13 protein-coding genes are annotated in these 13,498 nt (G+C 68.1%); 3 read left to right on the forward strand and 10 right to left on the reverse strand.

Features of this window, described 5'->3' with window-relative positions; translation table 11 throughout:
• Positions 1-6: 6 nt before the first annotated feature.
• The 9 genes from AAY78_RS16075 to rpsA form a co-directional block, all read right to left on the reverse strand.
• A complete protein-coding gene (locus tag AAY78_RS16075; protein WP_052748814.1) occupies positions 7-1,224 on the reverse strand; it encodes an MFS transporter in 1,218 nt (405 codons plus the stop codon).
• Entirely contained in the window at positions 1,221-1,820 is a 600-nt protein-coding gene (coaE, locus tag AAY78_RS16080) for a dephospho-CoA kinase (protein ID WP_046749283.1), read from the reverse strand. The genes AAY78_RS16075 and coaE overlap by 4 nt, the downstream gene beginning before the upstream one ends.
• A gap of 31 nt (positions 1,821-1,851) precedes the next feature.
• A complete protein-coding gene (locus tag AAY78_RS16085) occupies positions 1,852-2,439 on the reverse strand; it encodes a CoA-binding protein (protein WP_082108725.1) in 588 nt (195 codons plus the stop codon).
• On the reverse strand, positions 2,436-3,740 hold the full coding sequence (locus AAY78_RS16090) for an O-acetylhomoserine aminocarboxypropyltransferase/cysteine synthase family protein (RefSeq protein ID WP_046749284.1): 1,305 nt from the start codon (positions 3,738-3,740) through the stop codon (positions 2,436-2,438). The genes AAY78_RS16085 and AAY78_RS16090 overlap by 4 nt, the downstream gene beginning before the upstream one ends.
• Before the next feature lie 25 nt (positions 3,741-3,765).
• Positions 3,766-5,772 carry an acetate--CoA ligase gene (acs, locus tag AAY78_RS16095; protein WP_046749285.1) on the reverse strand — a complete coding sequence of 669 codons (2,007 nt, stop codon included), beginning with the start codon at positions 5,770-5,772 and terminating at the stop codon, positions 3,766-3,768.
• Positions 5,763-6,623, reverse strand: coding sequence for an ABC transporter permease (locus AAY78_RS16100; protein ID WP_046749286.1), 861 nt, complete (start codon positions 6,621-6,623; stop codon positions 5,763-5,765). The genes acs and AAY78_RS16100 overlap by 10 nt, the downstream gene beginning before the upstream one ends.
• Positions 6,620-7,660 carry an aliphatic sulfonate ABC transporter substrate-binding protein gene (locus AAY78_RS16105; RefSeq protein WP_046749287.1) on the reverse strand — a complete coding sequence of 347 codons (1,041 nt, stop codon included), beginning with the start codon at positions 7,658-7,660 and terminating at the stop codon, positions 6,620-6,622. Before AAY78_RS16105 ends, AAY78_RS16100 begins: the two co-directional genes overlap by 4 nt.
• Entirely contained in the window at positions 7,657-8,505 is an 849-nt protein-coding gene (locus tag AAY78_RS16110) for an ABC transporter ATP-binding protein (protein ID WP_046749288.1), read from the reverse strand. Before AAY78_RS16110 ends, AAY78_RS16105 begins: the two co-directional genes overlap by 4 nt.
• Before the next feature lie 142 nt (positions 8,506-8,647).
• On the reverse strand, positions 8,648-10,102 hold the full coding sequence (gene rpsA, locus AAY78_RS16115) for a 30S ribosomal protein S1 (RefSeq protein ID WP_046749289.1): 1,455 nt from the start codon (positions 10,100-10,102) through the stop codon (positions 8,648-8,650).
• Between the two features lie 239 nt (positions 10,103-10,341).
• On the opposite strand from rpsA, the gene AAY78_RS19770 reads away from it, so the two are divergent.
• Positions 10,342-10,893, forward strand: coding sequence for a hypothetical protein (locus tag AAY78_RS19770; RefSeq protein WP_156172667.1), 552 nt, complete (start codon positions 10,342-10,344; stop codon positions 10,891-10,893).
• The gene (locus tag AAY78_RS16120; protein ID WP_231589735.1) at positions 10,890-11,696 is read left to right on the forward strand and encodes a hypothetical protein; all 807 of its coding nucleotides are present in this window, start codon (positions 10,890-10,892) and stop codon (positions 11,694-11,696) included. The genes AAY78_RS19770 and AAY78_RS16120 overlap by 4 nt, the downstream gene beginning before the upstream one ends.
• 18 nt (positions 11,697-11,714) lie before the next feature.
• Here AAY78_RS16120 and AAY78_RS16125 read toward each other — a convergent pair whose 3' ends face one another.
• On the reverse strand, positions 11,715-12,440 hold the full coding sequence (locus AAY78_RS16125; protein ID WP_046749291.1) for a hypothetical protein: 726 nt from the start codon (positions 12,438-12,440) through the stop codon (positions 11,715-11,717).
• Positions 12,441-12,547: 107 nt separating this feature from the next.
• On the opposite strand from AAY78_RS16125, the gene AAY78_RS16130 reads away from it, so the two are divergent.
• Positions 12,548-13,483, forward strand: coding sequence for a 5'-3' exonuclease (locus tag AAY78_RS16130; protein ID WP_046749427.1), 936 nt, complete (start codon positions 12,548-12,550; stop codon positions 13,481-13,483).
• The last annotated feature ends 15 nt before the right edge of the window (positions 13,484-13,498 follow it).

A 13,498-nucleotide genomic window follows, 5' to 3' on the forward strand; every position in this document is an offset into this window, starting at 1 on the left:
ATCCTCTCAGACGGCGGGGCGGCCGCTCTCGGCACCACGGAGAGCGGCGACCGCCGCGAGCGCGGCAGCACCGCACATCGCGACGATGACGGCGACGAACCAGCCCCAGGTCGTCACACCGAACACGAGACCGAGCAGCCACCCGAACACGCTCGACCCGGCGTAGTAGGCGAAGTAGTACAGCGAGGATGCCTGTGCCCTGCTGGCGGGGTCGGCCGCGACGGGCGTCCACCCCGAGGCGATGGCGTGCGCGCCGAAGAACCCGGCGGTGAACAGCACGAGCCCGGCCAGGACGACGCCGGCCACCGGAAGCAGCAGCAGTGCGGCACCCACGGCCATCACTCCGATCGAGGAGAGCAGGACCGGGAATCGCCCGGCCCGCGAGGCGAGCGCCCCGGCCCACGGCGACGACACCGTGCCGGCCAGGTATGCCAGGAACAGCAGAGTGACCAGCCAGGCGGGAAGGAGGAACGGTGCGGCCGAGAGATGGAACCCGAGGTAGTTGTACACCGCGACGAAGGCACCCATCAGCAGGAATCCCTGCGCGTACAGGGCCCACTGCAGAGGTGAACGCAGAGGCGCCAGGAGCTTCGCCAGGATGCCGGGCCCTCGATCGGTGCGCAGACGACCGGGGACGAATCCCCTGGCGCGGGGTGTGAGCCAGAGGAACAGAACGGCGGCGAGCGCACACATGACCGCGACCGAGAGGATGCCGGTCCGCCAGCCTCCCACTTCCCCGATGATCCCCGAGACGATGCGCCCGAGCAGTCCACCGACCGTGGTCCCGGCGATGTAGCTCCCCGCGGCAGCGGCGGTATGACGTACTTCGACCTCTTCGCTGAGATAGGCCAGTGCCACTGCGGGTACGGCCCCCAGCGCCATCCCCTCCGCGAATCGCAGGACCAGCAGCGCGGCGATCTCCCCGCTCAGCGGAGCGACGAGGCCGAGTCCCGTGGCGGTGAGCACCCCGGTGGCCATGGCGGGCACGCGGCCGATGCGATCGGCCACCATCGACCAGGGGATGACGGCCAGCGCCAGGCCGAGCGTCGCGGCCGACACACTCAGCGCAGCTGTCGCCGGTGTGACCGAGAGCTCGGCCGAGATCTGCGGCAGCACGGCCTGGGCCGAGTACAGCTGGGCGAATGTCGCGACTCCGGCGAAGAACAGACCGACGAGGAGCCGGCGGTACTCGCGTGATCCCGGGGCGTGACCCGCGAACGTCACCGCGAACTGATCCGCTGCCAGAGCGCGTCGGCCTGCTCGATCGTGCTCTCCACGGTGCCGGACGTATCGATCACGACGTCGGCGATCGCGAGACGACGATCGTCGGACACCTGGGCGTCGATACGCTCCTGAGCTGCGCGCTCACCCATGTCGCGGAGCTCGACGAGCCGCTGGCGACGCACATCAGCCGGCGCGTGCGCGACGACGATGAGATCCCACGGATCGTCCACCCTCGCCTCGACCAGGAGCGGCACGTCGTAGACGACCACGGCATCCGGGTCGCCGCGGAGGGCCGCATCGAAGCGCCGCTGGGATTCCTCACGGACCGCGGGGTGGACGATCGCGTTGAGCTGCGCGAGGAGAGCGGGGTCGCCGAACACTTTCGCTCCGAGCGCCGCCCTGTCGAGGGAGCCGTCCGAGGAGATGACGTCGTCGCCGAAGGTCTCGGCGATCCTGACGAGCACCGGCGAACCGGGAGACTGCACATCGCGAACGATCTGATCGGCGTCGACGATGACGGCACCGTGCTCGGCCAGGCGGCGGGCGATGGTCGACTTCCCGGAAGCGATACCGCCGGTGAGTGCGATGAGAGGCATGCGGTCAGTCTAGGCTTCGCCCCGGCGCGACTCATCTCGCGCGCAGCTGGCGACGGGAGCTGATCACACCGGTATCGAAGCCGGCCAGGTGGAGTCCGCCATGGAACCGCGCGTGCTCGATCTTGATGCAACGGTCCATCACCACGGACAGCCCCGCGCCCTCGGCGATCGCCGCGGCATCCTCGTTCCACGAGCCCAGCTGCAGCCACAGCGTCTGCGCGCCCGCCTCGATGGCCTCCTGTGCCACGCCGGGCAGGTCGTCGTGGCGTCGGAACACATCGACGATGTCGGGGACGACGGGCAGATCGCTCAGGGTCGCGTAGACGGGCTGCCCGAGGATCTCGGTCTCCCGCGGGTTCACCAGGTAGACGTCGTAGTTCGTGCTGGAGAGCAGGTAGGTCGCGACGAAGTAGGACGCGCGGGCGGGGTTGTTCGACGCCCCGACGATCGCGATCGACCTCGCGCGTCGCAGCAGGCCGAAGCGCTCCTGCTGGGTCGGTCCGCTCCAGGTGCGCCCCGGCGCCGCGACCGCGACGGGAGTCCCACCGGGCAGTGCACACGTCGCCGCATCGGTCACAGCCGGCAGCGCGCAGGCATCGCCCGGACTCGTCGTGCTCATCGGTTCGCTCCCGTCGCCGTGGTGAGGGCCTGGTCGAGGTCCCAGATGATGTCGTCGGCGTCTTCCAGACCGACTGAGATGCGGATGAGGTCGGGACGCACGCCCGCGGCGACCAGCTGATCCTCTGTGAGCTGCCGGTGCGTCGTCGAGGCCGGATGGATCACAAGCGTGCGCGCGTCGCCGATGTTCGCGAGGTGCGAGGCCAGCTGCAGATTCTCGATCAGGGTCTCCCCCGCCGCGCGACCGTCCGGCGCCGCGACCCCGAACGCGAAGACCGAGCCGGGACCGAGAGGCAGGTACTTGGCTGCGCGTGCGTGGTGCGGGTGTCCTTCGAGCCCGGCCCAGGTGACGTAGGCCACACGAGGGTCCGAGGCGAGCCAGTCCGCGACGACGCGGGCGTTCGCGAGGTGGGCGTCCATGCGCTGTGGAAGGGTCTCGATCCCCTGGAGGAGGTTGAACGCCGACTGCGGGCTGAGCGCGGGGCCGATGTCCCGCAGTTGCTCGGAACGGAGCTTGGTGAGGAAACCGTACTCGCCGAAGTTGTCCCACCACTTGATGCCGCCGTACGACTCGACGGGTTCGGTCATCTGCGGGAACTTGCCGTTGCCCCAGTCGAAAGCGCCCTTCTCGATGACGACGCCGCCGAGGGTGGTGCCGTGTCCTCCGAGGAACTTCGTCACGGAGTGGATGACGATGTCGGCGCCGTGCTCGAGCGGACGGGCGAGGTAGGGCGTGGCGAGCGTCGCGTCGACCACGAGCGGGACACCGGCCGCGTGGGCGATCTCGGCGAGCCCTTCGATGTCGGCGATCTCCCCGGAGGGGTTGCCGATCATCTCGACGTAGACCACCTTCGTCTCCGGACGGATCGCGGCGGCGAAGTCCTCGGGATCGGTCGAGGCGACGAACGTGGTCTCGACCCCGAAGCGACGCAGCGTGACGTCGAGCTGCGTGACCGTGCCACCGTAGAGCTGGGCGGCGGCGACGACATGATCGCCTGCTCCGACCAGGGCCGCGAACGTGATGAACTCCGCGCTCATCCCGGAAGCCGTCGCGACGGCGCCGATTCCACCCTCCAGCGATGCGAGGCGCTCTTCGAGAGCCGCGACCGTCGGGTTTCCGATACGCGAGTAGATGTTGCCGTACTTCTGCAGGGCGAACAGGTTGCCGGCATCCGCGGCGTCGTCGAAGACGAACGAGGTGGTCTGGTAGATCGGCACCGCCCTGGCCCCGGTGGCGGCATCCGGCGTTCCCCCCGCATGGAGGGCTCTGGTGCGGAATCCGAAGCGGTGTTCTTCGGTCATGATGTCCTCGATTCAGAAGCGGAGTTCAAGAGCGCAGTTCCGCTGTGGAGAGCACGTCGGCGATGTCCGCGACGGCCCAGGGATTCTGCAACGACGTCGTGTCACCGAGCTGCAGGGCCTCGCGACCCTGCCTTCGTGCCTGCTCGGCCTCCCAGAGCTGCGCCAGGAGCCGGCGCATGATCTTGCCCGACCGGGTCTTGGGCAGGTCGGGGACCACGACGATGTGCTTCGGCTTGGCGACGGGGCCGATCGACCGCGCGACCTGAGCGCGGAGGTCGGCCGGCGTCACCTCGGCCCGGCCCGAAGCCGTCACGAACGCGACGACGGCCTGGCCGGTGACGGGATCGGAGACCCCGGCTGAACCCGCTTCGCCGACGGTGTCGTGAGCGACGAGGGCCGACTCGATCTCGATGGTGGAGAGTCGGTGACCCGAGACGTTGACGACGTCATCGAGTCGCCCGAGGATCCAGATGTACCCGTCGATGTCGACGGTCGCCCCGTCGCCGGCGACGTAGAAGCCGCCGAACTCTCCCCGACCGGCGTAGGCCGACCAGTACGAGTCGCGATAGCGCTCCGGATCACCCCAGACGGTGCGGGCCATGCCCGGCCAGGGTCGGCGCACGACGAGCGTCCCCGAACGTCCCGGTTCGACCGGATGCCCCTCGGCATCGACCACCGCGGCATCGATCCCCGGGAGCGGCACCGAGGCCGAGCCCGGCTTGAGGCGCGTGACGCCCGGCAGCGGGGCGATCATCGCGGCACCGGTCTCGGACTGCCACCAGGTGTCGATCACCGGCAGCGCATCCCGGCCGAAGTTCTTCCGGAACCATACCCACGCCTCGGGGTTGATCGCCTCGCCCACCGTACCGAGCAGACGGAGCGTCGAGAGGCCGTGGACCCCAGGGAGATCGGCGCCGAACCAGGTCATGAAGGTACGGATCAGCGTGGGCGCCGTGTAGTAGACGGTCACGCCGTAGCGCTCGATGATCTCGAGGTGTCGCTCCCGGTGCGGCGAGTCCGGCGTGCCTTCGTAGATGACCTGGGTCAGCCCGTTCGACAGCGGACCGTAGATCTCGTAGGTGTGCGCGGTCACCCAGGCCAGATCGGCCGTGCACCAGTGCACGTCGTCGGGCTTCGCGTCGAAATGCGCCCAGTGCGCCCAGCTCGCCTGCGTGAGGTACCCGCCCGACGTGTGGACGAGTCCCTTCGGCTTCCCGGTGGTGCCGGACGTGTAGATGATGAAGAGAGGATGCTCGGCATCGAACGCCGGGGCGTCGTGCGCCGGCGATGCCGTGTCGACCACCTCGTGCCACCAGACGTCCCGACCTTCGGTCCACGGCACCTGCTGGCCCGTGCGTCGGAGCACGAGCACATGCTCGAGGTCGGGGAGGTCCGCGGCCGCCGCATCGGCCGTCGACTTCACCTCGGTGGCGGTGCCGCGTCGGAACTGTCCGTCGCTCGTCACCAGCAGCTTCGCTCCGGTGTCCTCGAGGCGGAAGCGCACGGCCTCCGCGGAGAATCCCCCGAACACCAGGGAGTGCACGGCTCCTATCCGGGCACAGGCGAGCGTGATGACGATCGTCTCCACGAGCACGGGCAGGTAGATCACCACACGATCACCCGGCTCGATGCCGAGCGCCACGAGAGCATTCGCGGCGCGTGCGACCCGCTGCTGCAGATCGGAGTACGTCACCGCGATGCGGTCGCCCGGCTCCCCTTCGAAGTACAGCGCCACCTTGGCTCCCCGACCGGCATCGACGTGCCGGTCCACGCAGTTGACGGCCACGTTGATCCGCCCTCCGACGAACCAGCGCGCGGCGGGAACCGCATCTCCGATCGGAGGCTCCCACTCGTGCGCGGTGTCCCACGGCTTCGCCCAGTCGAGGCGTCGAGCGGCGTCCTCCCAGAACGCGACGGGATCCGCTGCCGCGCGCGCATAGGCCTCACCGGAGACGTTCGCCTCCGGGAAGTCGTTCGACGGCGCGTAGACGCGTGTCTCCTGCAGCCGGGCCTCGGTCACGCTCACACCCACCGTCGCAGCAGGTACTTCTCTGCCAGGGCGAGGACTCCGTTGGTCACCGTACCGAGCAGTGCCAGCAGCACGATCGAGAGCAGGATCCGATCGACACGGCCACTGTTCTGGGAGTCGGTCAGCAGGAAGCCGAGGCCCATCGAGGAAGCGATGAGCTCTGCGGCCACCAGGAACAGCCACGCCTGTGCGAGCGCGAGGCGGAGCCCGGACACGACGGACGGTACGACCGCGGGCAGCTGCACGATGCGGAACAGTGACCATCCGCGCAGGCTGAACGAGCGCCCGGCCTCGACGAGCTGCGGATCCACGTGTCGGAGCGCCGAGGCGACGGTCGTGTAGACGGGGAAGAACGCTCCGATCGCGATCAGCGTGACCTTCGACTCCTCACCGATCTGCATCCAGAGGATGAGCAGCGGCACCCAGGCCAACGAGGGCACAGCCCTCACGGCGGCGAGCGTCGGGCTCAGCAGCACGTCCCCGAGCCGTGACAGGCCCACCACACCGGCCGCGGCGAGTCCGATCACCGAGCCGATCGCGAATCCGAGCAGTACGCGTTGCACCGAGATGGCGATGTGCGTCCAGAGCTGCCCGGTCTCGGCCAGCTCGATGCCTGCCTGGAGGACCGAGACGGGTGTGGGCAGACGGTAGGGCGGGACGAGTCCGTTCGTCGTCACCACCTGCCAGACGATCAGGATGATCGCCGGGAGCAGCAGCCCTGCCACGATCCGCACGACGGGGCGGTCCCAGGATCGTCGTGCGCCGCGGTTCGGACGTCGGAGCTCGCCCTTGGCGAAGTCGAGCGCGTCCCGCGAGTCCGCGGGCACGAGCACGCGCTGGTCGAGTTCGCTCACTCGCCGCCGACCGCCTTCTCGGCGAACGTCGCGTTCACGATCGAGGACAGCGCCTTGTCGACCGAGTCCTTGCCGCCCTGCACGTCGCCGGACTCGACGAGCACGGGCGCGATCTTCTCCAGGACGCCGATCTGATCGTCACCCGGGATGCCGCTCACGTCGAGGTTCGAACGCTCCTGGATCACGGTGGTGGCGACGCCGATGTCGATGCCTGCCACCTCGGCGAGGAGCGCTGCCGTCTCGTCGGGGTTCGCCAGCGCCCACTCTCGTGCCTTCTCGTACGCATCCACGACCGCTTGCGCGAGGTCGGGGTGGTTCGTGATGAAGTCCTCGGTCGCGTTCAGGAACCCGTACGTGTTGAAGTCGACGTTGCGGTAGACGAGCTTGTCGCCCGACTCCGCCTCGGCGGCTGCCATGATCGGGTCGAGGCCGGACCACGCATCCACCGAACCGCCGTCGAGGGCGGCACGACCGTCCGCGTGCTGAAGGTTCTGCACTTCGACGTCCGACAGCGACAGGCCCCCTTCTTCGAGCGCCTGGAGCAGGAAGAAGTACGGGTCGGTCCCCTTGGTCGCGGCGACGGACTTGCCCGTGAGGTCTTCGATCGACGTGATGTCGCTGTCCGGTCCGACGACGATCGCCGCCCACTCGGGCTGCGAGAAGATGTCGATGACCTGGATGGGCGAGCCGTTCGCTCGGGCCAGGAGCGCTGCGGAGCCGGCCGTCGAGCCGACGTCGACCGAACCGGACCGCAGCAGTTCGTTCGCCTTGTTCGAGCCGGCGGACTGCACCCACTCCACGGTGACGTCATCTCCGAGGATGTCCTCCAGGATGCCCTGGTCGCGGATCACCAGGCTCAGCGGGTTGTATGTCGCGAAATCGATCGACAGCGTGTCGGACGACCATTCGGTCGTGCCGGATGTGGGCTTCGCGTCGGTGGCAGCAGCGTTCTCTCCGGCGACGCAGCCGGTGGCGACGAGCATCATCGTCCCCGCGATGGCGATCGCAGGGATGATTCGGCGGGTGGTGATGCTCATCGGGTCTCCTCGGCGGTGCGGTGGTGGGTGTCTACGCCGAGGCCCTCGAGGAGCTCGGCGCGCAGGTCGGCGAGACCACGATCGGCGCGGTCACGGGGACGGGCGCCTGGCACGGTGATCGTGCGGGCGATGGATGACTCGTCAGGTCGGGTCGCGCTCAGCGTGCGCAGGAGCAGGACGCGATCGGCGAGATAGAGCGCTTCCTCGACATCGTGCGTCACGAGGAGCACGGTGGTCGGCTCTGCGGCGTGGATCTTCAGCAGCAGATCGTGCATCCGCAGGCGCGTGAGCGCGTCGAGCGCCCCGAAAGGCTCATCGAGCAGCAGGACACCGGGGTTCCTGGCAAGGGCTCTGGCGAGGGATGCACGCTGCGCCATCCCGCCGGATACCTCTCGCGGTCGCTGATCGGCGGCATCGTCGAGGCCGACCAGGTGCAGAAGTTCTCGTACACGATCGCGTCCCGCGCGGCGCGCGGTGCCGCGCGGCAGGCCCAGTTCGACGTTCTGGGCGATCGTGCGCCACGGGAGCAGTCGTGGCTCCTGGAAGGCGACGGCGGTGCGGTCGTCGACCGCCGCTACGGGTGTGTCCTCGAGGCGGATGGCACCCCGTGTCGGGGAGTCCAGACCGCCGACCAGACGGAGGAGCGTCGACTTTCCGCAGCCGGAAGGCCCGACGACGGCGACGATCTCTCCGGCGGAGACCTCGAGGTCCACGCCGCGCAGGACGTCGCGGCGTCCCCGCGCGAGAGGGAAGGACCGTTCTACACCTTCGAGCCGCACTTCCTGCGCTGCACCGGCCGCCGCAGAGGCATCGGTCGTATGCGGCGCCGGCAGCAGGGTGGTCATATGCCCATGCTGGCCGAGCGCGTGTTCTGTTACGAATGCGGTCGTAATGTTGCGTCACGGGCGGGCAGCCGCGGTCCGCACATGCGAAACGGGCCGCCACACCCGCCCGGAGGCGAGGTGACGACCCGTTTCAGAATGCTGCTTAAGCGTTACCGCCCGAGAGCTTCTCGCGCAGAGCGGCGAGAGCCTCGTCGTCGGCGAGGGTGCCGGCGCCGGCAGCCTCGCTCGTGAAGGACTGGCCGCCGAAGTCTTCGCCGGCCGCAGCCTCGGCCTCGGCCGCCTTGACGACCTGAGCCTTGTGCGCCTCCCAGCGAGCCTGGGCTGCAGCGTACTCCTGCTCCCATGCCTCGCGCTGGGCGTCGAAGCCTTCCTTCCATGCACCGGTCTCGGCGTCGAAGCCCTCCGGGTACTTGTACTCGCCGTTCTCGTCGTACTCGGCGAGCATGCCGTACAGGGCCGGGTCGAACTCGGTGCCGTTGGGGTCGACCGACTCGTTGGCCTGCTTCAGCGACAGCGAGATGCGACGACGCTCGAGGTCGATGTCGATGACCTTGACGAAGACCTCTTCGCCGACGGAGACGACCTGCTCAGCCAGCTCGACGTGCTTGCTGGAGAGCTCGGAGATGTGGACGAGGCCCTCGATGCCGTCTGCGACGCGGACGAACGCACCGAACGGAACGAGCTTGGTGACCTTACCCGGCGTGACCTGACCGATCGCGTGGGTACGGGCGAAGACCTGCCACGGGTCCTCCTGCGTCGCCTTCAGCGACAGGGAGACGCGCTCGCGGTCGAGGTCGACCTCGAGGATCTCGACGGTGACCTCCTGGCCCACCTCGACGACCTCGGAGGCGTGCTCGATGTGCTTCCAGGACAGCTCGGAGACGTGCACGAGGCCGTCCACGCCACCCAGGTCGACGAACGCACCGAAGTTGACGATCGACGAGACGACACCCTTGCGGACCTGACCCTTGTGCAGGTTGTTCAGGAACGTGGTGCGCGACTCCGACTGCGTCTGCTCGAGCAGCGCGCGGCGGCTCAGGACGACGTTGTTGCGGTTCTTGTCGAGCTCGAGGATCTTGGCCTCGATCTCCTGGCCGAGGTACGGCGTGAGGTCGCGGACGCGGCGCAGCTCGATGAGCGAGGCCGGCAGGAAGCCGCGGAGTCCGATGTCGACGATGAGTCCACCCTTGACGACCTCGATGACCGTACCGGTGACGACGCCGTCGTTCTCCTTGATCTTCTCGACGTCTCCCCAGGCACGCTCGTACTGTGCGCGCTTCTTGGAGAGGATCAGACGGCCTTCCTTGTCCTCCTTCTGGAGAACGAGGGCCTCGACCAGATCGCCGACAGCGACGACCTCGTTGGGGTCGACGTCGTGCTTGATCGAGAGCTCACGCGAGGGGATGACACCCTCGGTCTTGTAGCCGACATCGAGGAGGACCTCATCGCGGTCGATCTTGACGATCGTGCCTTCGATGATGTCGCCGTCGTTGAAGAACTTCAGGGTCTTCTCGACCGCGGCCAGGAAGTCCTCAGCAGATCCGATGTCGTTGATGGCGACCTGCTTGGTGGCCGGGGCGGTCGTTGCGGTAGTCATGTAGTGGGTTGTCCTTGTTGAATGGAGACTCGGGCTGAGAGGCAAAGACCGCGCACGGCCGACAGCATGCTTCACAGCAGTTGGATTTTGGTTTTCTCGCCACGAGGGCATGCGCATGCACGCCACGAGTGACGGTTAAGGCTATCAGAAGTTCTGATACAGCAGGAGTCGGATTCGGCGGACCGACCGACTGTGGATAACTCCCGCGGGCTCGTGGCGCTTCCGACTACCGTGACGGGGTGATCTCGCCGACTCCCGCTCCCGCCACATCCCGCCGCTTCGGCGCCTTCGCGATGGTTCTCGGCGTCATGGTCCTCGCCGGATGCACGCCGTCGCCAGCCCCGAAGCCCACTCCGACCGCAGCGTTCGCCTCGGAAGAGGAAGCCTTCGCCGCCGCCGAGGAGACCTACCGGGCCTACACGGACGCTCTGAATAGCGTCGATCTCGGTGATCCAGGGACGTTCGGGCCCGTGTTTGATCTAACGAGCGGTGACTTCGAAGCGGCAGATCGGAAGACACTATCGGAACTCCACGCAAAGAACTACGCCTTCACCGGAACCATGACAGTAGCTGGCTTTGACGGAATCCGAACGGTTCCCCCGTTTGAACGTGTAGAAGCAGCGGTCTGCGTGGATGTGAGCCACTCCGACGTGGTGGATCAATCGGGCAACCCGGTAACGTCACCCGATCGCCCTGATCTCAACCCGCTGCGAGTCACATTCGTCTTTTCTGGTGGGCACATGAATATCGACCGCGCTGACCGCGATACCGACCTAGCATGCGCCGGATGAGTGGGCTCCTGACGTCAGCCGTAGTCATCGCATTAGCTTCGGGCGGAGATGGTGGCGGGGTCGGAGGAGCAGATGTCGCTGTCGGAAATGACCAGCAGACGGTGGTGATCTCGGGCACCCAGACGCAACCCTCCTCCGGCACACCCCACAGCGGCTCGCCCCGAGGAGACGCTCCGCCCTCCCCCTCCGGTCCCGGACTCCCCGTGCACGAGTTCGACTTCGATTCCTGCCTCGACGACTGGAACAGCTCCCGCGGGTGCTTCCGCGCGGTGTCCGATGAGGAGCCGCCGACCGATCCCGCGCAGGACGCGACTGCCGCCCCGACCATCACCATCGACGACCTCGCACAGTTCGCGCCCGATCCCGTGGCGAATGTGGGAGAGCCCGACAACCTCGGCGTCGCCGGCATGCCGACGAACTTCGTCGCTGCAGCAGCGGTGCACACCCGCTCAGGATCGCTGTTCGGCACGGTTCTCACCGTGCGGTTCACGCCTGTCGGGTATGAGTTCGTGCACGGCGACGGCACCTCCGCGACCTCGAGCACAGGCGGACAGACCTGGTCAGCGCTCGGCCAGGCACCGTTCACGCCCACCACGACGAGTCACACCTATGACGAGCGCGGCACCTACCGGGCCCACGTCACCGTGCGCTACACCGCAGAGGTCGATCTCGGCGGGGGCTGGTTCCCGGTGACCGGGCAGCTCACGATTCCTGGTCCGGATCGGGAGATACGCATCTTCGAAGCGCATACCGCCCTCGTGGCCCACACCTGCGAGCAGAGACCGACAGCACCGGGGTGCTGAGTCGGACCGACAGGCGCGCTATCGCACGGCAGTCACGACCGCCGCAGCGCCGTCGGCATCGACGAAGCCCTCGAGGGTCAAGACGGCGTCGTCCTCGATGCCTTCCGCAGGCACGAAGGTGATCTGCGGGACCAGGTCCATCGTGCACACCTCGTTCGCACTCGGCTCCAGTCGGATGATCCCTTCCTTCGCATTCACGGTTTCCAGCGCTCCCGAGGCCGGCACACAGGTGGACGAGCCCCATGTGAGGATCGCGAGCTCATGCGCGTCTATCCACGCCGCCGCGGGGGTCTGCGGCGGCATCCGATCGGCCGGGATGATCTCCCCGGTTGCGAGTGCCGGCAGGGTGAGCTCGGCCTTCTCTCCCCCGACCTCGGTCACCGTCAGCTCGACAGGGCGGGAGGAGTCGAACCCGGCGGGGAGGCCGAGGTAGAGGCCGTGCGCCGTCTGCACAGCGGCACACGCCTGGTCCGGCCCGGCGACGAGCACGATCTCCAGCGACTGCTCCCCCGCCACGAGGTCACCGATCTGCGGTGCGCATGCGTCGCCCCACGTCTTCAGCACGAACGACGTCGCATCGAGCCACGCCGCCCGCGGCGCGTACGAGGCATCGGATGCGTCGGGGTCGGATGTCGACTCCGGGGCCGGGGAGGTGCCCGCAGATGCCGCACAGCCGGCCAGGACTCCGGCGAGCACCACCCCGCCCAGGATCACAGCGGACAGCGTTCGAGGGAGAGCATTCATACTCCTGTGTGTCACGACACCCAGGATCGTCTCATCCACGGCTGGTGGGCCACGCCGCCGACGCAGGGGGCCGGTGCCGGGTCGGAGACCCGTGTCAGACTGTGCTCGTGACCGATCGCCTCATGCTGCTCGACACCGCCAGCCTCTACTTCCGTGCGTTCTACGGCGTCCCCGACAAGGTGACCGCGCCGGACGGCTCTCCGATCAACGCGGCGCGGGGTCTGCTCGACATCGTCGCCAAGCTCGTCACGCTCTACGAGCCCACGCACGTCATCGCCTGCTGGGACGACGACTGGCGGCCGCAGTGGCGCGTGGATCTCATCCCGAGCTACAAGACGCACCGCGTCGTCGAGGTCATCGCGAATGGGCCCGATGTCGAAGAGGTACCCGACCCGCTCGAAGCGCAGATCCCCCTCATACGCGAGACGCTCGCTGCGATCGGCATCCCCATCATCGGTGTCGCCGACCATGAGGCCGACGACGTCATCGGAACCCTGGCCACCGACGCCACGATGCCGGTAGACATCGTCACGGGCGACCGCGACCTCTTCCAGCTCGTCGACGATGCCCGCGATGTGCGTGTGATCTACACCGCGCGCGGCATGAGCAATCTCGAAGTCGTGACCGACGCGACGGTCGTCGCGAAGTACGGGGTACTCCCCTCCCAGTACGCCGACTTCGCCACGATGCGCGGCGATTCCTCCGACGGCCTCCCCGGCGTCCCCGGTGTCGGAGACAAGACCGCCGCGACGCTCCTGCAGGCGCACTCCGACCTCAAGGGCATCCGCGCCGCTGCCGAGACGGGAGAAGGCATGAGCGCCGGGGTACGCGCGAAGATCCTCGCAGCGACCGCCTACCTCGACGTGGCTCCGACGGTGGTCGCGGTGGCCAGGTCCCTCCCCATCACTGCGCCGGACGTTCCACTCCACGTGCTCGACCCCTCAGAGGTCGACGCGGCGAACACCCTGGCCGAGAAGTGGAATCTCGGCGGCTCCATGACGCGCGCGGTCGCCGCTGTGTCGAAGGCCGCCCCCGCGTCCTGATCGTTCTCGGGGCCG

The sequence above is a fragment of the Microbacterium sp. Ag1 genome (genome assembly GCF_001005635.1).
Classification (GTDB): domain Bacteria; phylum Actinomycetota; class Actinomycetes; order Actinomycetales; family Microbacteriaceae; genus Microbacterium; species Microbacterium oxydans.

Coding starts and splice junctions, on each gene's coding strand:
- coaE (WP_046749283.1), bottom strand. CDS start 1,820: ATGCCTCTCATCGCACTCACCGGCGGTATCGCTTCCGGGAAGTCGACC.
- AAY78_RS16085 (WP_082108725.1), bottom strand. CDS start 2,439: ATGAGCACGACGAGTCCGGGCGATGCCTGCGCGCTGCCGGCTGTGACC.
- AAY78_RS16090 (WP_046749284.1), bottom strand. CDS start 3,740: ATGACCGAAGAACACCGCTTCGGATTCCGCACCAGAGCCCTCCATGCG.
- AAY78_RS16105 (WP_046749287.1), bottom strand. CDS start 7,660: ATGAGCATCACCACCCGCCGAATCATCCCTGCGATCGCCATCGCGGGG.
- AAY78_RS16110 (WP_046749288.1), bottom strand. CDS start 8,505: ATGACCACCCTGCTGCCGGCGCCGCATACGACCGATGCCTCTGCGGCG.
- rpsA (WP_046749289.1), bottom strand. CDS start 10,102: ATGACTACCGCAACGACCGCCCCGGCCACCAAGCAGGTCGCCATCAAC.
- AAY78_RS16120 (WP_231589735.1), top strand. CDS start 10,890: ATGAGTGGGCTCCTGACGTCAGCCGTAGTCATCGCATTAGCTTCGGGC.
- AAY78_RS16125 (WP_046749291.1), bottom strand. CDS start 12,440: ATGAATGCTCTCCCTCGAACGCTGTCCGCTGTGATCCTGGGCGGGGTG.